The organism is Avibacterium sp. 21-586 (genome assembly GCF_026226775.1).
In the GTDB taxonomy this organism is placed as follows: Bacteria; Pseudomonadota; Gammaproteobacteria; order Enterobacterales; family Pasteurellaceae; genus Avibacterium.
This window is the reverse complement of record NZ_JAKKOD010000001.1, coordinates 26459-45695: the sequence shown is the minus strand read 5'-3', so window position 1 is coordinate 45695 and position 19237 is coordinate 26459. Positions and strand designations below refer to the sequence as shown.

Genomic DNA, 19237 nt, shown 5'->3' with positions numbered 1-19237 from the left:
GTGCGGTAAAAAATTGACTAAATTTCTACCGCACTTTTGTTAAAACCCTAATAAATCTTTCTAAATCTCAGCAAATTAATAAAATAAATCGTATTTTTCGCCAGAATACGTCTTATTTTAGTAACATTTTAAGGAATAATTATGGCATATACCACTTTCTCACAAACCAAAAACGATCAGCTTAAAGAACCAATGTTCTTCGGGCAAAATGTAAACGTTGCACGTTACGATCAACAAAAATATGAAACCTTTGAAAAACTGATTGAAAAACAACTTTCGTTCTTCTGGCGTCCTGAAGAAGTCGACGTATCACAAGATCGCATTGACTACGCTGCCCTGCCCGAACACGAAAAACATATTTTTATCAGTAACTTAAAATATCAAACTCTACTTGATTCCATTCAAGGTCGTAGCCCAAATGTTGCCTTATTACCGCTCGTTTCGATTCCTGAACTCGAAACTTGGATCGAAACGTGGACATTCTCTGAAACCATTCACAGCCGTTCCTATACGCATATTATTCGTAATATCGTCAATGATCCCTCAATTGTTTTTGATGATATTGTTACCAACGAAGAAATCATCAAACGTGCAAAAGATATTTCCGCCTATTATGATGATTTAATCCGAGACAGCCAACTGTACAACCTTTATGGTGAAGGCACTTACACCGTAGACGGCAAAGAATGCGTAGTCACCCTGCGCAATCTGAAAAAACAACTTTACCTTTGCTTAATGAGCGTAAATGCCTTAGAAGCGATTCGTTTCTATGTGTCTTTCGCCTGCTCTTTCGCCTTTGCTGAACGTAAACTCATGGAAGGTAACGCGAAAATCATCAAATTTATCGCCCGCGATGAAGCCTTGCATTTAACTGGCACTCAGCACATTCTAAACATTATGGCAGCAGGACAAGATGATCCTGAAATGGCTGAAATCGCTGAAGAATGCAAACAAGAAGCCTATGATCTGTTCTTAGCCGCAGCAGAACAAGAAAAAGAATGGGCTGATTATTTATTTAAAGACGGCTCAATGATCGGCCTAAATAAAGACATTTTGGTACAATATGTGGAATACATCACTAATATCCGTATGCAAGCAGTCGGCTTACCATTGCCATTTGAAGCACGCTCAAACCCAATCCCTTGGATCAACGCCTGGTTGGTGTCTGACAATGTACAAGTCGCTCCACAAGAAGTGGAAGTAAGTTCTTATCTTGTAGGTCAAATTGACTCTAAAGTTGATACCAGCGATTTTGGGGATTTTGATCTGTAAGAAATTTATGGAAAATTCTGACCGCACTTTTAAATAACTAAAAGTGCGATTATTTTTTTCTTTGTTTTTTAAATTACACTTTAAGTTTGTAAAAAGTCCCCACCTCATAACTCCAACTCCAAATCACTTTCCACTTGGCAGCAGCAAAGTAGCACTTCATTATCATTCACAAAAGCAAGTGGGGACTCATTATAGCGGACTTTACCCTTTTTTATTTTTGTACGACAAGCACCGCAATACCCTGAACGGCACTGATATTCGGGATAAATGCCATTGATTTCTAATTTTTGGAGCAAGGGCATTTCATTATGGTGTTCAAGGATGATTTTTTGTTTTAATAGGGTAATTTTCATTTTTTAAAGTGGGATATTGAGATAATAGTATTTGAGTAAAATTCTCTTTTTTCTGCGTTAAATTGCTTTTTTCTTTGAGATAAATAACGGGTTTCGCCGTTGGAGACCTACTTTCTTTTGCTTGCTCAAAAGAAAGTAGGCAAAGAAAAAAGCACCCGACTAAATTGCTTATCTTCATTTTTAACAAATTTTCTTAACGAAAAGTAAGCCCATACTCGCAACGCTGCGTTCAGGCGTTACTTTTCTAAAAATTTGTTAAAAATAAAGGCAATTTACACGGGGAAGTTATGATACACCTTCATATCTCGTAGCAACTGTATTCCGCTAAAAAGCAAAAATACAAATAAAGTGCGTGAGCATCCCATTGCGAGCCATAGGTAGTTAGGTAACACAACCACTCTGTGGCTGAGATAAGGGAATTTTCTTTGTACTTTCTAAAAATCCAAAAATTCCCACCGTACTTTTAATTCAACAAACCTTAAAGCTCATTTAAACTCAGCACATCTGTCATATCAAACAAGCCCTTTTCTTTGTCCTCAAGCCATTTAGCCGCACGTACGGCACCGTTGGCGAAGGTCATTCGGCTTGAAGCCTTGTGAGCGATTTCGACACGTTCGCCAATATCGGCAAACCATACGCTATGCTCGCCCACTACATCGCTGGCGCGAATGGTGGCAAAGCCGATTTCATCACGTTTGCGTTCGCCTGTGATGCCATCGCGGCAGAATACGCCGTGGGTTTTGAGATCGCGTCCGAGGGTTTTCGCAATATGTTCGCCCATTGATAAGGCGGTGCCTGAGGGTGCGTCCACTTTGTGGCGATGGTGCGCTTCGATGATTTCAATGTCGCAATAATCACCCATCACTTTGGCGGCTTTTTCTAATAATTTAAACACGAGGTTTACGCCCACGCTGAAGTTAGACGCAAACACGATACCAATTTTTTCTGAAGCAGCTTTGATCGTGGCCTTGCCTGTATCATCAAAACCGGTTGTGCCAATCACCATTTTTTTCTGATTTTGCAGGCAAAACTCAAGGTGCGCTAACGTACCTTCAGGGCGAGTGAAATCAATGATTAAATCGAAATGATCTTTTTCTGCGTTTAAATCATCAGAAACTTTCACGCCAAGTTGTCCAACGCCGGCTAATTCACCCGCATCTGCGCCGACTAATGATGAGCCTTTGCGTTCAAAAGCAGCGCCTAATTCCACGCCTTCTGCGCTATGCACGGCTTGAATTAATTGGCGTCCCATACGGCCACCTGCACCTACCACGGCAATTTTTAATGTCATTTTCTACTCCTGTTACGAGGTGAGTTCAATAATGGTTGTTAATCCTGAATAAATCAGTTCACCACCGAAAAATAGGAAAACTAAACCGGCAAAATTGTCAATATAACGATTGTAGCGGTTGTAAAAATCGCGCACGATTTTGCGCGAAAAGAAAAAGCCAATCAGCACAAAATAGAGAAAACTTTCCAAGGCCAGAAGCACAATGATAAGTACAATTTCTGTTGTGTTAGAAAAACTAGTCATAAAACCAGACAGCACACTGCTGAAAAATACGATCACTTTGGCATTGCTGATATTGATGAATAACCCTTTCATCACTTCACTTAAAAATGAGGTTTGTTTTATTTTTTGTTGATTAGGATCGCTTAATTGTGCATTTTGGGTGACGCGTAGCATTTTGATTCCGCAGTAAGCGAGATAGCTGCCACCTAGGCACATAATGATATATTGCACTAAATTATTGGTGCGGTTAATCAACGCTAAGCCAAAAATCACCACAGCTGACCAAAATAAGATCCCTAATGCAATGCCTAATGCACCGCCAACAGCATTACGATGACTTTCGCTTGCTGCCTTGCGGCTGACATAAAAAAAATCAGGGCCTGGGCTAAGTAAGCCGACAAAATTAACAAATAACACTGTCCACATTACAAAAAAACCTCTAACAGAACATACAACAACAAATAAATCGTGATGATGCTATAAATTGCCGCCAACACATCATCTATCATAATGCCAAAGCCACTTTTCAATTTACGATCGAAATAGCGTATCGGATAAGGCTTCAAAATATCGAAAAGACGAAATATCACAAAACCAATTGCACACCATACTATGTTAATTTCAGGCAACACCGCAAGCACCATAAAAATGCCAACAAATTCGTCCCACACAATCGCACCGTGATCGTGAACGCCCATATCATCAGCGGTTTTCTGGCAAATAAAGCAACCAGCCACAAAACAAAGTGCGGTGAAAAAAAGGAAAATTTTTAATGGCATAATCTGCAAGATTGCCACACCAATTAGCGTAGCGGCTAAACTTCCCCAAGTACCGGGGGCGGGGCGAAGCAGACCTGAACCAAACCCGACTGCCAGTAAATGCACGGGATTGGTTAAAGAAAGTCGGCTACGGGGATCTTGTTGGGCTGTATTTTGCATAATTTTTCTATTGGAAATGATCGAAACCGCCTGTATGTGCCACGTCCACTTCTTGCCCATCACGTTGAAAAACAAGGCGTTTTTTGCCATTTTGGCGTAACGCACGGAGCTGTCCGATACAAGTATAATCCACACCAATGTGTTTTAAATGCTGATCTAGTTTTTCGCGCTGACGATCTGGCACGGTAAAACATAGCTCATAATCTTCACCGCCAGTTAAGGCAAACTGCTCTGCTTGAGCGCGCCCGAACGTGTTAATCAAGGCATGGGACAACGGCAATTTATCCAAATTTATCACCGCACTACATTGGCTACGTTCTAAAATATGTCCCAGATCGGCAATCAAACCATCTGAAATATCAATAGCAGAACTGGCAAGGGCTGACACGGCTAATTCCAAGCCAAGCAACACTCGGGGTGTTGGGCGAAGGTGGCGTTGAATTAAGTAATCACGCTCAAAATCTGCACCATTTTGTACCGCACTTTGCGTTTGCGTAGTTGTTTTTCTTTCTTCAGAATTCAGCAATAATGCCAATCCGCCCGCGCTATCGCCAAGCGTACCAGACACATAAACCCAATCGCCCACATTAGCACTGTGGCGACATAATGCTTTTCCTTTGGGGATAATGCCTTGTGCGGTGATACTAATGACGTGTAACGCACCTTTGGTCGTATCGCCACCAATCAGATCTACATTGTAGTGATCTAGCACCTCAAAAAAACTTTGGCTAAATTCTTCCAGCCATTGGTGATCAATATGTGGTAAGGTCAAAGCAAGGGAAAACCAGGCTGGTTCAGCCCCCATTGCGGCTAGATCGCTTAAATTCGTGGCTACGGCTTTATACGCTAAATCTGCAGGAGAAATGGAAGGCAGAAAATGGGTATTTTCCACCATTGTATCCGTTGTAATAGCAATGCGTTGATTTTGCCGATGTTCGGTAATTGCACAATCATCACCAATCGCTACAATCACATCTTTACGGGAAGGGCGCTTAGATGCATTAAAATAGCGTTTAATTAAATCAAATTCGCCGTCACTCATTGGCTTCCTTCCCTGAAATGATTATTTACGCGATAATGCAGGTGCAACTTTATCTAATACACCATTCACATAACGGTGGCTGTCATCTGCCCCGAATACTTTTGCCACTTCAATAGCTTCATTAATGACCACTTTATAAGGCACGTCTAGCTCGAATTTCAGCTCATACACCGCTAAACGTAAAATCGCACGCTCGATAGGATCTAATTCCTCAAGGCGACGATCCAAATAAGGAGTCATAGTCGCTTCTACTGCATCTATATTTTCTGCCGTTTGACGCAATAATTTACGGAAATAAGGGATATCGACGCCTTGCATATCCTGTTCGGTAATAAACGCTAATTCCACTTCTTCAATGGGATTTTGCGACACATACCAAGAATAAAGGGCTTGCACCGCACATTCTCTAGCACGGCGGCGCTGGCTTGGTTTCTTTACTTTATCGTTCATTGCAAGTTCAGCCATTATACGTTATCAATTTGTGCTAATAAGTTGATCATTTCTAAAGCGACTAATGCTGCTTCTGCGCCTTTATTGCCCGCTTTTGTGCCTGCGCGTTCAATGGCTTGTTCAATATTTTCAGTGGTTAGTACGCCAAATGCCACTGGGATTTCCGCTTGCATTGCCACTTGACCTAAGCCACTGCTTGCTTCACCTGCCACATATTCAAAATGCGCTGTTCCACCACGAATCACTGTGCCTAATGCCACAATCGCATCATATTTTTTGCTTTCCGCTAAACGGCGCGCTACTAATGGCAATTCATATGCCCCTGGTGCGCGTACTAAGGTGATGTTTTCATCTTTGACTTGCCCAACACGTTTTAAGGCATCTAACGCACCTTCTAATAAGCTTTCATTAATAAAGCTGTTAAAACGAGCAATCACCACTGCAACTTTAGCATTTGGTGCAGCAATCACGCCTTCTAATATTTTCATAATCTATCCTATGGTTGATATTATCCTAAATAGGCACGGATTTTATCACAGAAAAAGAGAGATTAGGCGGATTTTATCGGGAATAGTTATACTCTTTTTTTCTGATGATTGCTTCATTAAGTTACCCTAAATATATTTTGTAAACAAATAAAAACACCCTGTAAAAATATGATTACATTTATAAAAAAGTGCGGTAAAATCTACTCACCTTTTATTTTAGCTAGGAAAACATTATGAAAAACAAAACATTTGGAAGTGCCTTGCTTGTTGCTGGAACGACAATAGGTGCAGGTATGCTGGCTATGCCTCTCACATCTGCAGAAATGGGGTTCAGTTACACGCTTACATTATTATTTATCCTTTGGATTTTGCTTTCTTATAGTGCTCTATTGTTTGTTGAGGTCTATCAAAAAGCAGAACGCAAAGATGCGGGTATTGCAACACTGGCAGAACAATATTTCGGAATCACAGGACGAATACTTGCCACACTGTCTCTTGTGATTTTTATGTATGCCATTCTTTCCGCCTATGTAACAGGGGGGGGCTCATTACTCGCAGGAGTACTACCATTTTTAGGTGATCACGCTACCGCTATATCAATTGTCTTATTCACGGTGATTTTAGGTATCTTCATTGTCATTAGTACAGGCGCTGTAGATGCATTAACAAGACTGTTATTTATCATTAAGTTATTCGCTTTCGTCCTTGTTTTAGGCATGATGTTGCCATTAGTGACCACAGATCACTTACTTGCAATGCCGTTGAAAGATTTCTTGATTATCTCTGCAAGCCCTGTATTTTTCACGTCATTTGGCTTTCATGTTATTATCCCAAGTATTAATAAATACTTAGATGGAGATATTCGTCGTTTACGTATTGCTATTATCGGTGGTACAGCTATCCCATTGATTGCTTACATTTTATGGCAGATGGCAACACATGGCGTTTTTCCTCAATCAGAGTTTGTACAAATCATCAATACCGATCCAACACTTAATGGCTTAGTCAATGCTACTTTCCAAGCAACAGATAGTTCATTAATCAGTGGTGCAGTTAGAACATTCTCTACCCTTGCCTTAGTTACCTCTTTCTTAGGTGTCGCATTATCTTTATTCGATTGTCTAGATGATCTATTAACTCGCATAAATATTAAAGCTAATCGTATCCAGCTGGGGTTACTCACTTTTGGCCCGCCTCTAGCATTCGCACTATTTTACCCTGATGGTTTTATTGCTGCACTTGGATATGCTGGTCAAATGTTTACTTTCTATGGATTGGTATTACCAGTAGGTATGGTATGGCTTGCAAGAAAACGTTATCCTGATATGCCATATCGTGTAATTGGAGGAAATGTAGGCTTACTCATCGCACTGTTATTAGGTATATTAATTATGAATGTACCATTTTTAATTCAAGCGGGTTACTTGCCACAAGTGATAGGTTAATTCATATAACGTTATAGATTTAAGCCGATTGTTAAGATCGGCTTTTTTTTGGTCAATATATTACACGTTAATAATCAGAGATATTTTAATTTATGGTAGAAAGGAAAAATTGGCCCAAACAGGTAAACTTAATGTAATAAAAAATGCTAATAAGAGTGTTTGATAACTAAATTTTGATTTAGTCATAATAGGGATCGCAATTATTATCACTAATACAAGATGCAATAAAAAATATAGGAGTAAAGCTAATTGATTAGAAAAGAAAACTTCATTTTTTATAGCTAAATAAATTAATAGTACAGAAAAAACACTACTTAAAAACAAGCCAATTATCATCATCAAAGGCAACAACGACATGAATATATGTAGTCGACTATTACTGATAACCAAAACGAGATTTGCCATAATAATTCCTAATAATAGTTGTACAAATGGCGAATAAGATAATAAAGCAACCCAAGGTAATTGCCAAAAAACAAATGCACAAACAAAAAGACCTAAGGCAATAAATAAAATTGCAAAGAATAAAATTGAACGACGGGATTGATACTCTCCAGATTGAAAATAAATCGCCAGCGTAGAACCTATTCCACACAAACAAATCATATCTGTAAGCACATAATGATAATTAGAAAATAAACTAATAATAAGCCAGAATAGCCAGTAGATCAGGAAATAGTTATTCACATTAATTAAACGAGAACGCTGCCCATTACAAAGTTCACCTTTATAGCATACTAAAACTACAAGAAATTGAGCACAAAAAACGGCAAGGCTAAAATGAGAAATCGCATTAGATATCCCTTCTAGATAAAGAGCAAAGCTATCTATTGAGATTAAGAATAATAGGGGTAAAAAACAAATAATAAAAGATGTAAGTCTGGATTGATTTTCTGACATAATGTGTCCTTCCTATAAGAAAAACACATTATGCAAAAATTTAAAAGTGCGGTCAAAAATATCTCCTATTTTTAACTGCTTCTTTAGGCTATTCGATTAATAAATCCAACGCTTCTTGGTATTTATCCACGGTTTTTTGGATCACTTCAGCAGGAACTTTTGGCGCTGGAGGTTCTTTATTCCAACCGCTGCTTTCAAGCCAATCGCGGATAAATTGTTTATCGAAAGACGGGGGATTGACGCCTTCTTGGTAGGTATCCACCGACCAGAAACGGCTAGAATCTGGCGTTAGCACTTCGTCCATTAAGGTGAGCGTGCCGTTTTCATCTAAGCCAAATTCAAACTTGGTATCGCAAATAATGATGCCTTTAGTCAGTGCATATTCTGCCGCAGCGTTATAAAGGGCGAGCGCTTTTTCTTTCACTTGGGCAGCCAGTTCTGCACCAATTAATCGTTCACATTCTGCATAACTGATATTAATATCGTGGTTACCCACTTCTTCTTTACTTGACGGGGTAAAAATGGGTTCGGGTAATTTGCTTGCCTCTTGCAAGCCTTTTGGTAATTCCAAGCCACAAATCGTGCCTGTTTGTAAGTAGTCTTTTAGGCCACTTCCTGTAAGATAGCCGCGCACGATAGATTCAATTTTAATCGGCGTTAAGCGTTTACAAACAACCGCGCGATCTTTAACTAAATCGGCTTCTGCTTTCGGCAACACATCGTATACCGTATCACCAGTGAAATGATTCGGCATAATTGAGACTAGTTTGTTAAACCAAAAATTGGAAATTTGGGTAAGAATTTCACCCTTGCGCGGAATGGGATCATCTAAAATCACATCAAATGCAGATAAACGATCTGTGGCGACCATCAGCATTCGTTTGTCGTCAATTTCATAGAGATCGCGCACTTTGCCCGAATAGATTTTTTTTAAACTTAGCTCGCTCATTTTACCCTCTTTTTAATTCGTGAAAAAACTGCTGCATATTGTACCGCACTTTTCTCTTTTTTAAGCAAACGATTGCTTAATTTTTTTTATTCATTGAAAAATCGTGCAAAGACAAAATAAAAGATTGAGAATAGGCTAAATATCAGGGAAAATAGAGCCCATTTTTTGATGATATACTTAGAGAACAATGTCTTTGAACGATTATCCACAACAAGTTAATAAGCGCAGAACCTTTGCGATTATTTCCCACCCCGATGCGGGTAAAACAACCATTACGGAAAAAGTGTTGCTGTACGGTAACGCCATTCAAAAAGCAGGCTCAGTAAAAGGAAAAGGCTCAGCACAGCACGCCAAATCCGACTGGATGGAAATGGAAAAACAACGGGGAATTTCCATTACCACCTCTGTAATGCAATTTCCTTACAACGAATGTTTGGTGAATTTGCTTGACACCCCTGGACACGAAGATTTCTCGGAAGATACTTACCGCACGTTAACTGCGGTAGATAGCTGTTTAATGGTCATTGACAGCGCAAAAGGGGTGGAAGAACGTACTATTAAATTGATGGAAGTTACCCGTCTGCGCGACACGCCAATTCTCACTTTTATGAATAAGTTAGACCGTGATATTCGTGATCCAATGGAATTATTGGACGAAGTGGAAAGCGTGTTAAATATCCATTGTGCGCCAATCACTTGGCCAATTGGTTGCGGAAAGCTTTTCAAAGGCGTGTATCATTTATACAAAGATGAAACCTATCTTTACCAAACAGGACAAGGGCATACCATTCAGGAAGTGCGCGTGGTGAAAGGCCTTGATAATCCTGAGTTAGATGACGCCGTAGGTTCAGATTTGGCGCAACAATTACGTGATGAATTAGAGCTGGTGAAAGGGGCATCTAACGAATTTGATCTGTCACTCTTTTTAAGCGGAGAGCTAACCCCCGTGTTCTTTGGAACAGCGTTGGGTAACTTTGGTGTTGATCATTTTCTTGATGGCTTAACCCAATGGGCGCCCGCACCACAAGCTCGCCAAGCGGATACGCGCATTGTAGAAAGCAGTGAAGAAAAATTGACCGGATTTGTGTTTAAAATCCAAGCCAATATGGATCCTAAACATCGCGACCGTGTTGCGTTTATGCGTATTGTTTCAGGCAAATATGAAAAAGGAATGAAACTGCGCCACGTTCGTATTAGCAAAGATGTGGTGATTTCTGATGCACTCACCTTTATGGCTGGCGATCGCACCCACGCAGAGGAAGCCTATGCCGGTGATATTATCGGTTTGCATAACCACGGAACAATCCAAATTGGTGATACCTTTACTCAAGGCGAAGAATTAAAATTCACCGGTATTCCAAACTTTGCGCCAGAATTATTCCGCCGCATTCGTCTTAAAGATCCGCTCAAACAAAAGCAATTGCTCAAAGGTTTGGTACAGCTTTCTGAAGAAGGTGCGGTGCAAGTTTTCCGCCCATTAACCAATAATGATTTAATTGTTGGTGCGGTTGGGGTGCTACAGTTTGATGTGGTAGTTGCGCGCTTAAAATCGGAATATAACGTGGAAGCCATTTACGAAACCGTAAATGTTGCCACCGCACGTTGGGTGGAATGTGATGATGCGAAGAAATTTGAAGAATTTAAACGCAAAAATGAACAAAATCTCGCCCTAGATGGGGGGGATAATCTCACTTATATTGCACCAACAATGGTCAATCTTAACCTTGCTCAAGAGCGTTATCCTGATGTGGCATTCTTTAAAACAAGGGAACATTAATATAAGAAAGCAGAATACAACCACCTATTTTTAGGTGTGCTAAAAAGCAAAAGTGCGGTAAAAATTCCTCAACTTTTTTACCGCACTTTTTATTACTGCTTGTTTACACACTTTGTTTTAGCCGCCAGCCAGTTTCACGGTAAAGCCTTTTTGCTCTAATAATTGTTTGAGTAAATCTCGTTTCTCACCTTGGATTTCAATCATACCATTTTTGACAGAACCACCACAACCGCAGCGTTTTTTTAGTTCTGCTGCCAATTTTTTCAATTCATCATCGGGCAAATCTAAGCCTTTTATTACGCTAACGCCACTGCCCTTTCTTCCGCTCACTTGGCGCTCAATACGGACAATACCATCACCTTTAGGACGTGAGGATTGTGATTTTTCAGCTTTGATTCTACCTATTTCGGTGGAATAAACTAAGGTGCTTTCTGACATATTACCCCGCAATAGAAACATTGATCGCACGCAACACTTCTGCAGGATTTTCCGCTTGCGTAATTGGGCGGCCGATAACTAAATAATCAGAACCGGCTTGAATTGCGGCAGCTGGTGTCATTACACGGCGTTGATCACCGAAATCAGAGCCGATAGGACGAATACCTGGGGTAATCAATTTGAAATCTTTGCCACAATGTGCACGCAAAATTTCTACTTCTTGTGGGGAGCAAACCACACCGTCAAGCCCTGCTCTTTGGGTTAAATTGGCAAGACGAATCACTTGCTCCATTGGCGAAGCATTAATGCCAATTTGTAGCAGATCAAGATCTTCCATACTGGTTAGCACGGTAACGCCAATTAAAATGGGTGCCTCTTTTCCATAAGGCTCAAGAATATTTTTGGCTTCTTCCATCATTCGTAAGCCGCCACTGGCGTGTAAATCCACCATCCAAACGCCTAAATCTGCTGCGGAACGCACCGCTCTTGCCACAGTGTTAGGAATATCGTGAAATTTGAGATCAAGAAAAACATCAAAATTACGGCTATGTAGCTGTTTGATAAAATTTGTGCCCAGTGTGGTAAACATTTCTTTTCCCACTTTTAAACGACATTGGCTTGGGTCAAGTTGATCCACCAAAGCAAGCGCCTGCTCTTCTTTTTCATAATCTAGGGCAACAATCACTTTACTGCTCATTTTCTCTTCCTCGTTAGTTAGTTATATTCTGTATCTGGCGTTGGTTTGATGCTTTCCCATTGACGACAGGAAGGACAGCACCAAATGAGTTTATTCGTTTGGTAACCACAATTAGCACAACGATAATCAAAACCTTGTTTAATCCGCTCACCCACCATTTTTGATAGCAAAATCAGGCTTTCTTTGCCCCGCCCATCTTCTGCGCTTTCAATTTGATATTGGATAAAGCGATGAAAAACAATAGTTGTTGGGTTTTCATTAAGCTGTTGATAAAGTTTGGTTTGTGCAGCAACACAGCCATCTTTTTCTGCAATAAAATCAGCTAAGGCAAGATCAACAGCACTGCTTTTACACACTTGGCTCGCTTTAATGAGAAAAAGCTCAAAATTATCTTGCTGATTTAATTCTTCATAGCAATATTTTAAAGTAGATAGTACCTCACCAATATAAGCTGGATTTTGCTGCAAAACATTTTCTAAATTTTTTACCGCACTTTGATAATCCAATTGCAGCATTTCATTTTGTGCCAACAATAATGAGGCTCTGATACAGTTTGGATAGACAGTTAAAGCTTGTAGTAAAAGTGCAGTGGCCATTTTTTTTTGCTCAGCATCTAGGCTCTGTGCATATTCACAATAATAATGCGCCAAGGGGATAGGATCAAAGTGCGGTGAAATTTTGGCAAGTTTTTCCGCTACATTAATGGCTTTTTTCCATTCTTTCATTTTATGGTAAATAACTGCCAGTTGCTGTAACGCATTTTCAGCAAAATCAGGTTCATCAACCAAAAGAATATACAGCGCTTCAGCCCGATCAAAAAAACCAATAGTCATAAAATCTCGCGCAAGCTGTTGCTTCGCAAGCAGTTTCTGTTCAAAACTATAATTAGGACTACGATCTAAGGCTTGGTGAATTCGCAATGCTCGATCCACCTCGCCACGTGAACGGAATAAATTTCCTAAGGTAAGTTCAGCTTCAAATTGTGAACTTTGTTCAATTTCATTTTCTTGCTCTTGTTTTTGTAGGATATCCAAGAACAAATCCACTGCTTTTTCTTGCTGATTAGAAAGAAGCAAATTCACCCCTGTTACATAATCACGGGATAATTTGTTGGTGATTTCTTCCTGATCCTTTTTCGCACTACGATGCCCCATATACCACCCATAAGCTGCAGCAATAGGAAGCAGTAGAAAAAGCAGTTCAAGCATTATTGTGGAGCCTTATCTCGGCTTGATGTTAATTCAGTAATTTGTGAGGAAAGGCGTTTTACCTTGCGTGCCAATCCCATATTTTTTAATTTTAATTTGAGATAAAAAAAACCAGTTATAAACCAACCTAACAGCAAACCAAAACCAAATAAAATAGCTACTAAAGTAGAAAGCTGTAATTCGCTTTGAGCAACAATATAATTAAAGGTAATGACTTGATCATTATTCGCCCCAATAGTGATGGCAACAAGCACAACGGCAAGTAAAATAATAAAACCCAAAATATATTTAATCATTACGCACTCCAAAAGATTTAAATAAATACAAAAAACGACACAGAAGGTGCCGTTTAGTTAGCTGACTATTATGCTTGAGCATCTACACGCATTCTAAGATCTTTACCTGCTTTAAAGTGCGGTACAGATTTCGCGTCTAATTCAACTTTTGCACCGGTTTTAGGGTTACGCCCTACTCGAGGCTGACGGAAATGTAGTGAAAAACTGCCAAATCCACGAACTTCAACACGCTCTCCATTTTCTAAGGTCTGTGCAATTTGCTCTAAAATTTCTTTTACTGCATTTTCTACGTCTTTAACTGAAATGGAAGGGTGTTGTTGAACTAATGTTTCAATGAGTTCTGATTTAGTCATAATATTCTCCTAACTATCAAGAAGTTAGCGTGAGTTTCCCCACGCCAACTTTAAAGGGAACTAAAATTATTCACCTTTAGCAGCTTTGAATGCTTCAGCCATTGCGTTTGGAATAACAACTTCTTCTTTATTCACACTTGCAACTGCAGCCGCTTCTTCAGCCTGATCTTTTGCTTTCACTGATAAGTGAACTAAACGCGCTTTACGATCTACACCAGTGTATTTCGCTTCAACAACATCACCTGCTGCAACTTCGCTTGTTAAATCAGCTGCACGGATATAACCTTCAACACCGCCGTCTAATTCAACTTTAGCACCTTTCGAATCGGCTTCAACAACTTTAGCACTTACGATAGCACCTTTTTTATTTGCTGCGATGAAGTTATTGAATGGATCATCTTCAAGTTGTTTGATACCTAAAGAGATGCGCTCTTTTGCTGAATCCACTTGTAACACTACTGCAGAAACTTCGTCACCTTTTTTGTAGTTACGAACCGCTTCTTCACCAGGTACATTCCAAGAAATGTCAGATAAGTGAACTAAACCATCAATACCACCTTCAAGACCGATGAAGATACCGAAATCAGTGATTGACTTGATTTTACCAGTAACTTTATCACCTTTATTTTGTGTTTCAGCAAATTGTAACCATGGGTTAGGTTTGCATTGTTTTAAACCTAAAGAAATACGACGACGATCTTCATCGATTTCTAATACCATTACTTCAACAGTATCACCTAAGCTAACCACTTTAGATGGGTGAATGTTTTTGTTTGTCCAATCCATTTCAGAAACGTGAACTAAACCTTCAACGCCTTCTAAAATTTCAACAAAACAACCGTAATCAGTTAAGTTAGTTACTTTACCCGTTAATTTACTACCAACTGGGTGATTTTCTGCGATCGCAATCCAAGGATCTTGACCTAATTGTTTTAAGCCTAAAGAGACACGCGTGCGATCTTTATCAAATTTTAATACTTTAACTGTGATTTCATCACCTACATTCACGATTTCGCTTGGGTGTTTAACACGTTTCCAAGCCATATCTGTAATGTGTAATAAACCATCAACGCCACCTAAATCAACGAACGCACCGTAATCAGTTAAGTTTTTAACTGTACCTTTAACTTCTGCGCCTTCCGCTAGGTTAGCTAAGATTTCTTCACGATCTTGGCTGTTTTCAGATTCGATTACAGCGCGACGAGAAACAACTACGTTGTTACGTTTTTGATCTAATTTGATTACTTTGAACTCTAATTCTTTACCTAATAAGTGATCTGCGTCACGTACAGGGCGAGTATCTACTAATGAACCAGGTAAGAATGCACGAACACCGTTTAACTCAACTGTGAAACCACCTTTCACTTTACCGTTGATTAAACCGATAACAGTTGCTTGATCTTCGTAAGCTTTCTCTAATTCGATCCAAGATTCGTGACGTACTGCTTTTTCACGAGATAATTTAGTTTCACCGAAACCATCTTCAACAGCGTCTAACGCAACGTTTACCACGTCGCCAACTTTAACGTCTAATTCACCTTGTGCATTTTGGAATTCTTCAGCTGGGATACGCGCTTCAGATTTTAAACCTGCATCTACATATACGAAGCCTTTTTCAATAGCAACAACAGTACCGTTAACGATTGAACCTAAACGAGTTTCAAGGTCTTTTAATGATTCTTCAAAGAGTTGAGCAAAAGATTCTGACATAATTAATCTTCTAAATTTAGTTAATAACGTCCACTTTATATCCATAAAAAGTGGGGCTGATAATAAATGTTTATCCATCCTTGAATAAACTGATGAAAACAATTTTAGCCTTAAAGATCAACCTTCTGGCGAATATAATTGAGGGCCTGAGCAATCACTTCTTCTATACTTAATTCCGTGCTGTCTAACAACAATGCATCGTCAGCGGGTTTTAAAGGGGCGATTGGGCGATTTCTATCGCGAAAATCACGCTCTTCTATCTCGGCTAAAATCTGTGCAAAGTTACCACTAATTCCCTTAATTTGCAACTGTTTATAGCGTCTTTTGGCTCTTTCTTCCGCGCTAGCATCTAAAAATAACTTGACTTGTGCATCAGGGAAAACCACGGTTCCCATATCACGCCCATCAGCAATAAGTCCTTTTTCGTTGGCGAAACTTTGCTGTAATTGCAATAATGCAGCACGAACTTGCGGGAATACCGCTACCTTAGAGGCTGCCTCTGCCACTTCTTGCGTACGAATTTGGCGACTCACATCTTGCCCTTCTAAAATAATTTTAACTTCATTATCTTGAGGTAAAAATGTGACATCTAGATAGCGAGCTAAATTTGCTAAAGCCACTTCATCATCTAATAGCACTTGCTTTTTTAACGCTGCCAATGCGGTAACACGATAAATCGCACCGCTGTCTAATAAGGCAAAGCCTAGCTTTTGCGCCAAGGCATAACATAGCGTGCCTTTACCGGCGCCACTAGGTCCATCAACAGTGATAATAATATTTTGCATAACTCATTCTTTGCGGTGATTTTATTAGTAGTATAAGTATAGCATAAATGCTTTTATTTATCATTTTGATATTTAAAAGTGCAGTAGTTTTCCAGCACTATTTTTTAATTAAACTTTGTATTAGCCTAATAATCTGTTGAATTTGTTCTGAAGACAATTTTCCTTCTTGTACAAATTTAACCTTACCATTACGATCTAGTACAATAATAAGGCTTTCTTTTTCTTTTAAATGCCAAGTATTTTTGACCATACCTTTTTCATCAAGTACCACTTGGCTATAAGGATTTTGTACTTTTGCCTCTTTAACACTACTTACCACGAAAGCACCTGTGCCAAATATCGCATCATCAGAATTAATAATATTGGTAGTTTGATAAAGTTCAGAATTAAATTTTTGCTTTTTGATCGCCTCCATTAATGGCAAGTTTTTTTCCTTCACTGCACTGCGCCCTGCAATATGCTGTAACACCCGAACCTTGCCTTTTAACTGGCTCGCTTGCCAAGGTTGATAGCTAATGTCTTGATTCTTAATTATTAATTCGCCTTTTTGCGAAACGATTACATTAGGTAAATCAGTATTTAATTGGATATTATGAGCATAGCTTACCGTGCTTGTGAAAAGCAGAATACTAGCTAAAAGTGCGGTGATTTTTTTCATTATTTTATCCTTCTTTATAAAAGGACTGAGTCTACTAAAAATCTCGCCATAAGCAAATATGCTCACTGAATTTTGCTCATTTTTTTGCTATACTCTCAACTAACTTAATCAATAAAGGAAAAACAATGGAACAACTCATCTGCCCTAAATGCCAAGGGGAATATGTTTATCACGATGGTATCAATTTCATTTGCCCCGATTGTACTTATGAATGGTCTTACGAGGAACAAAATGAAAGTGAAAATGAAGAAAGCGTGGTTAAAGATAGCAATGGTAACCCATTACAAGATGGCGATAGCGTAATATTAATCAAAGATTTAAAAGTAAAAGGGTCTTCTATTGTCCTGAAAAAAGGCACAAAAGCAAAAAACATTCGTTTAGTGAATGGTGATCACGATGTAGATTGTAAAATTGATGGACAAAATTTTTCATTAAAATCTGAGTTTTTGAAAAAAGCGTAATCAATCCAATCTGAATTTTACTAATGAAAAAATAGGCGGAAACTTTCCGCCTATTTTTCTTTGCGAGTTTACACCAAACTCAGCGCCACCATTCTGCTTGGTCGGATAACGTTGTTTTTATCCACTTCTGCCACACCAAGAAATTGATTTTCGGCAGAAAACAACCGTACTTGACCATAAATGCCTTGTGGATTATCAAACTTCACGCGTTGCCCAAACCCAACGGCTCGACTTTGTTCGGCACTTAACGCCAACGCAGGCAGAGATTTCACTGCACTGTCCATTGGCAATAAATGCTGATCTAACAGGCTTAAATCTTGCTGTTCGCTTAAGACTTGGAGATCCGCTAAACGCATCATTGCTTGTTGTGGATAATCAGCCACAGCAAGACGGCGCAACATCGTAACGTGCGCACCACAGCCTAGCACTTCACCTAAATCATCAATTAATGTACGAATATAAGTGCCTTTTGAACAATGCACTTCCAAGGTTAAATAAGGCGCTTGATAATCAATAAATTTCAGCTCAAAAATGGTAATTGGACGGGCTTCACGTTCCACCGTGATCCCTGCACGGGCATATTCATAAAGCGGTTTTCCCTGATGTTTTAGAGCTGAAAACATAGTTGGCACTTGCATAATTTCACCACGAAATTGCTCAAGTGCGGTTAAAATTTGCGAAATTTCTGACCGCACTTCTCGGCGCTCAACCACTTGTCCGTCTGCGTCAGAAGTGTCGGTGCGTTCGCCCAATTTTGCCGTAACCAAATAACGCTTATCAGAATCCAGCAAATATTGCGAAAACTTGGTGGCTTCACCTAAACAAATGGGCAACATTCCTGTGGCAAGCGGATCTAGCGCACCAGTATGGCCAGCTTTATTTGCCTGAAAAAGCCGTTTCACTTGTTGCATAATTTGGTTAGAACTCGCTCCTTGCGGTTTATCTAATAAAAAAATGCCGTGAATATGGCGGCCATTGCTTTTTGCCTTACTCATTGTTTTCTTTGCTATTATTTTGGCTCTCTGCATCACCTTGGTAGCGTTTTTCATCATCACGAATCACTTCGCTCACAAGGTTTGACATCCTCATCCCTTCCACTAAGGATTTGTCATACACAAAGCGTAACTCTGGCACGATGCGCAAACGCATTGCTTTAGCCAGTAAAGAACGAATGTAAGGTGAAGCTTTTTCCAGCCCTTTCATTCCGCTTTCGATAACGCTGTCATCTTGATCAAATAAGAAGGTAACAAATACTTTTGCGTAAGCTAAATCTGGTGACACTTCGACATCAGATACCGTAACCATTCCAATACGTGGATCTTTCACTTCGCGTTGCAAAATCACCGCAATTTCTTTTTGTAATTCTTGTGCAACGCGATCTGAGCGTTTAAATTCTCTTGCCATTTTATTTTCCTATAAATAAAAACAGGATAATGATGTGATCGCGCAGCACTTAGCCTACGGCGAAAATCCTATCCTATTTACATTTGTGTGATTAATTTTT

At 39.5% G+C, this 19237-nt stretch carries 23 protein-coding genes; 4 read left to right on the top strand and 19 right to left on the bottom strand.

Going from position 1 to position 19237, the window contains the following annotated elements:
- Positions 1 to 141 precede the first annotated feature (141 nt).
- Complete coding sequence (gene nrdB / locus L5B71_RS00230) at positions 142 to 1272, top strand: class Ia ribonucleoside-diphosphate reductase subunit beta (protein WP_265756273.1); 1131 nt, start codon at positions 142 to 144, stop codon at positions 1270 to 1272.
- A gap of 104 nt (positions 1273 to 1376) precedes the next feature.
- On the opposite strand, the gene yfaE is transcribed toward nrdB, so the two are convergent.
- The 7 genes from yfaE to ribH all read right to left on the bottom strand — a co-directional run bounded on the left by yfaE (position 1377) and on the right by ribH (position 6056).
- On the bottom strand, positions 1377 to 1625 hold the full coding sequence (yfaE, locus tag L5B71_RS00225) for a class I ribonucleotide reductase maintenance protein YfaE (protein WP_265756270.1): 249 nt from the start codon (positions 1623 to 1625) through the stop codon (positions 1377 to 1379).
- 478 nt (positions 1626 to 2103) lie between these two features.
- Entirely contained in the window at positions 2104 to 2916 is an 813-nt protein-coding gene (gene dapB / locus L5B71_RS00220; protein ID WP_265756268.1) for a 4-hydroxy-tetrahydrodipicolinate reductase, read from the bottom strand.
- A gap of 12 nt (positions 2917 to 2928) precedes the next feature.
- On the bottom strand, positions 2929 to 3564 hold the full coding sequence (locus L5B71_RS00215; protein WP_265756267.1) for a LysE family transporter: 636 nt from the start codon (positions 3562 to 3564) through the stop codon (positions 2929 to 2931).
- The gene (locus tag L5B71_RS00210) at positions 3564 to 4076 is read right to left on the bottom strand and encodes a phosphatidylglycerophosphatase A family protein (protein ID WP_265756265.1); all 513 of its coding nucleotides are present in this window, start codon (positions 4074 to 4076) and stop codon (positions 3564 to 3566) included. The genes L5B71_RS00215 and L5B71_RS00210 overlap by 1 nt, the downstream gene beginning before the upstream one ends.
- A gap of 7 nt (positions 4077 to 4083) precedes the next feature.
- Positions 4084 to 5118 (bottom strand): thiamine-phosphate kinase, encoded by a 1035-nt coding sequence (gene thiL / locus L5B71_RS00205; protein ID WP_265756264.1) that lies wholly within the window; start codon positions 5116 to 5118, stop codon positions 4084 to 4086.
- A 21-nt stretch (positions 5119 to 5139) separates the two neighbouring features.
- Positions 5140 to 5568: a transcription antitermination factor NusB gene (nusB, locus tag L5B71_RS00200; RefSeq protein WP_265757752.1), complete on the bottom strand. Its 429-nt coding sequence runs from the start codon at positions 5566 to 5568 to the stop codon at positions 5140 to 5142.
- A gap of 14 nt (positions 5569 to 5582) precedes the next feature.
- Positions 5583 to 6056 (bottom strand): 6,7-dimethyl-8-ribityllumazine synthase, encoded by a 474-nt coding sequence (gene ribH / locus L5B71_RS00195; protein WP_265756263.1) that lies wholly within the window; start codon positions 6054 to 6056, stop codon positions 5583 to 5585.
- Positions 6057 to 6289: 233 nt separating this feature from the next.
- Here ribH and L5B71_RS00190 point away from each other — a divergent pair, with 233 nt between their 5' ends.
- A complete protein-coding gene (locus L5B71_RS00190; protein WP_265756262.1) occupies positions 6290 to 7501 on the top strand; it encodes an aromatic amino acid transport family protein in 1212 nt (403 codons plus the stop codon).
- A gap of 90 nt (positions 7502 to 7591) precedes the next feature.
- On the opposite strand, the gene L5B71_RS00185 is transcribed toward L5B71_RS00190, so the two are convergent.
- Together L5B71_RS00185 and L5B71_RS00180 are read right to left on the bottom strand one after the other, a co-directional pair.
- Positions 7592 to 8401 carry a hypothetical protein gene (locus tag L5B71_RS00185; protein WP_265756261.1) on the bottom strand — a complete coding sequence of 270 codons (810 nt, stop codon included), beginning with the start codon at positions 8399 to 8401 and terminating at the stop codon, positions 7592 to 7594.
- A gap of 88 nt (positions 8402 to 8489) precedes the next feature.
- Entirely contained in the window at positions 8490 to 9350 is an 861-nt protein-coding gene (locus L5B71_RS00180; RefSeq protein ID WP_265756260.1) for a phosphoribosylaminoimidazolesuccinocarboxamide synthase, read from the bottom strand.
- 187 nt (positions 9351 to 9537) lie between these two features.
- Here L5B71_RS00180 and prfC point away from each other — a divergent pair, with 187 nt between their 5' ends.
- Positions 9538 to 11127, top strand: a complete 1590-nt coding sequence (prfC, locus tag L5B71_RS00175) for a peptide chain release factor 3 (RefSeq protein ID WP_265756259.1) — start codon at positions 9538 to 9540, stop codon at positions 11125 to 11127.
- Positions 11128 to 11244: 117 nt separating this feature from the next.
- Here the strand turns inward: prfC and yciH are convergent, their stop codons facing one another.
- From yciH to L5B71_RS00135, 8 genes are all read right to left on the bottom strand, one after another.
- Entirely contained in the window at positions 11245 to 11565 is a 321-nt protein-coding gene (yciH, locus tag L5B71_RS00170; RefSeq protein WP_265756258.1) for a stress response translation initiation inhibitor YciH, read from the bottom strand.
- 1 nt (position 11566) lies between these two features.
- The gene (gene pyrF / locus L5B71_RS00165) at positions 11567 to 12262 is read right to left on the bottom strand and encodes an orotidine-5'-phosphate decarboxylase (RefSeq protein ID WP_265756257.1); all 696 of its coding nucleotides are present in this window, start codon (positions 12260 to 12262) and stop codon (positions 11567 to 11569) included.
- A 17-nt stretch (positions 12263 to 12279) separates the two neighbouring features.
- The gene (gene lapB, locus L5B71_RS00160; protein WP_265756256.1) at positions 12280 to 13470 is read right to left on the bottom strand and encodes a lipopolysaccharide assembly protein LapB; all 1191 of its coding nucleotides are present in this window, start codon (positions 13468 to 13470) and stop codon (positions 12280 to 12282) included.
- Entirely contained in the window at positions 13470 to 13766 is a 297-nt protein-coding gene (locus tag L5B71_RS00155) for a LapA family protein (protein WP_265756254.1), read from the bottom strand. The genes lapB and L5B71_RS00155 overlap by 1 nt, the downstream gene beginning before the upstream one ends.
- A gap of 68 nt (positions 13767 to 13834) precedes the next feature.
- Positions 13835 to 14119 carry an integration host factor subunit beta gene (locus tag L5B71_RS00150; RefSeq protein WP_103853141.1) on the bottom strand — a complete coding sequence of 95 codons (285 nt, stop codon included), beginning with the start codon at positions 14117 to 14119 and terminating at the stop codon, positions 13835 to 13837.
- A 66-nt stretch (positions 14120 to 14185) separates the two neighbouring features.
- A complete protein-coding gene (rpsA, locus tag L5B71_RS00145; protein WP_265756253.1) occupies positions 14186 to 15829 on the bottom strand; it encodes a 30S ribosomal protein S1 in 1644 nt (547 codons plus the stop codon).
- A 110-nt stretch (positions 15830 to 15939) separates the two neighbouring features.
- The gene (cmk, locus tag L5B71_RS00140) at positions 15940 to 16614 is read right to left on the bottom strand and encodes a (d)CMP kinase (protein ID WP_265756251.1); all 675 of its coding nucleotides are present in this window, start codon (positions 16612 to 16614) and stop codon (positions 15940 to 15942) included.
- Positions 16615 to 16711: 97 nt separating this feature from the next.
- The gene (locus tag L5B71_RS00135) at positions 16712 to 17275 is read right to left on the bottom strand and encodes a YtfJ family protein (RefSeq protein ID WP_265757751.1); all 564 of its coding nucleotides are present in this window, start codon (positions 17273 to 17275) and stop codon (positions 16712 to 16714) included.
- A gap of 122 nt (positions 17276 to 17397) precedes the next feature.
- Here L5B71_RS00135 and L5B71_RS00130 point away from each other — a divergent pair, with 122 nt between their 5' ends.
- Positions 17398 to 17733, top strand: coding sequence for a zinc ribbon domain-containing protein YjdM (locus tag L5B71_RS00130; protein WP_265756248.1), 336 nt, complete (start codon positions 17398 to 17400; stop codon positions 17731 to 17733).
- A gap of 68 nt (positions 17734 to 17801) precedes the next feature.
- Here L5B71_RS00130 and truB read toward each other — a convergent pair whose 3' ends face one another.
- Entirely contained in the window at positions 17802 to 18728 is a 927-nt protein-coding gene (gene truB / locus L5B71_RS00125; RefSeq protein ID WP_265756246.1) for a tRNA pseudouridine(55) synthase TruB, read from the bottom strand.
- Positions 18721 to 19137: a 30S ribosome-binding factor RbfA gene (gene rbfA / locus L5B71_RS00120; protein WP_265756244.1), complete on the bottom strand. Its 417-nt coding sequence runs from the start codon at positions 19135 to 19137 to the stop codon at positions 18721 to 18723. The genes truB and rbfA overlap by 8 nt, the downstream gene beginning before the upstream one ends.
- Positions 19138 to 19237: the final 100 nt, after the last annotated feature.

Bases quoted from the DNA above. Each gene is read 5' to 3' on its own strand.
- nrdB (WP_265756273.1), top strand. From the start codon at position 142: ATGGCATATACCACTTTCTCACAAACCAAAAACGATCAGCTTAAAGAA.
- yfaE (WP_265756270.1), bottom strand. From the start codon at position 1,625: ATGAAAATTACCCTATTAAAACAAAAAATCATCCTTGAACACCATAAT.
- dapB (WP_265756268.1), bottom strand. From the start codon at position 2,916: ATGACATTAAAAATTGCCGTGGTAGGTGCAGGTGGCCGTATGGGACGC.
- L5B71_RS00215 (WP_265756267.1), bottom strand. From the start codon at position 3,564: ATGTGGACAGTGTTATTTGTTAATTTTGTCGGCTTACTTAGCCCAGGC.
- L5B71_RS00210 (WP_265756265.1), bottom strand. From the start codon at position 4,076: ATGCAAAATACAGCCCAACAAGATCCCCGTAGCCGACTTTCTTTAACC.
- thiL (WP_265756264.1), bottom strand. From the start codon at position 5,118: ATGAGTGACGGCGAATTTGATTTAATTAAACGCTATTTTAATGCATCT.
- nusB (WP_265757752.1), bottom strand. From the start codon at position 5,568: ATGAACGATAAAGTAAAGAAACCAAGCCAGCGCCGCCGTGCTAGAGAA.
- ribH (WP_265756263.1), bottom strand. From the start codon at position 6,056: ATGAAAATATTAGAAGGCGTGATTGCTGCACCAAATGCTAAAGTTGCA.
- L5B71_RS00190 (WP_265756262.1), top strand. From the start codon at position 6,290: ATGAAAAACAAAACATTTGGAAGTGCCTTGCTTGTTGCTGGAACGACA.
- L5B71_RS00185 (WP_265756261.1), bottom strand. From the start codon at position 8,401: ATGTCAGAAAATCAATCCAGACTTACATCTTTTATTATTTGTTTTTTA.
- L5B71_RS00180 (WP_265756260.1), bottom strand. From the start codon at position 9,350: ATGAGCGAGCTAAGTTTAAAAAAAATCTATTCGGGCAAAGTGCGCGAT.
- prfC (WP_265756259.1), top strand. From the start codon at position 9,538: ATGTCTTTGAACGATTATCCACAACAAGTTAATAAGCGCAGAACCTTT.
- yciH (WP_265756258.1), bottom strand. From the start codon at position 11,565: ATGTCAGAAAGCACCTTAGTTTATTCCACCGAAATAGGTAGAATCAAA.
- pyrF (WP_265756257.1), bottom strand. From the start codon at position 12,262: ATGAGCAGTAAAGTGATTGTTGCCCTAGATTATGAAAAAGAAGAGCAG.
- lapB (WP_265756256.1), bottom strand. From the start codon at position 13,470: ATGCTTGAACTGCTTTTTCTACTGCTTCCTATTGCTGCAGCTTATGGG.
- L5B71_RS00155 (WP_265756254.1), bottom strand. From the start codon at position 13,766: ATGATTAAATATATTTTGGGTTTTATTATTTTACTTGCCGTTGTGCTT.
- L5B71_RS00150 (WP_103853141.1), bottom strand. From the start codon at position 14,119: ATGACTAAATCAGAACTCATTGAAACATTAGTTCAACAACACCCTTCC.
- rpsA (WP_265756253.1), bottom strand. From the start codon at position 15,829: ATGTCAGAATCTTTTGCTCAACTCTTTGAAGAATCATTAAAAGACCTT.
- cmk (WP_265756251.1), bottom strand. From the start codon at position 16,614: ATGCAAAATATTATTATCACTGTTGATGGACCTAGTGGCGCCGGTAAA.
- L5B71_RS00130 (WP_265756248.1), top strand. From the start codon at position 17,398: ATGGAACAACTCATCTGCCCTAAATGCCAAGGGGAATATGTTTATCAC.
- truB (WP_265756246.1), bottom strand. From the start codon at position 18,728: ATGAGTAAGGCAAAAAGCAATGGCCGCCATATTCACGGCATTTTTTTA.
- rbfA (WP_265756244.1), bottom strand. From the start codon at position 19,137: ATGGCAAGAGAATTTAAACGCTCAGATCGCGTTGCACAAGAATTACAA.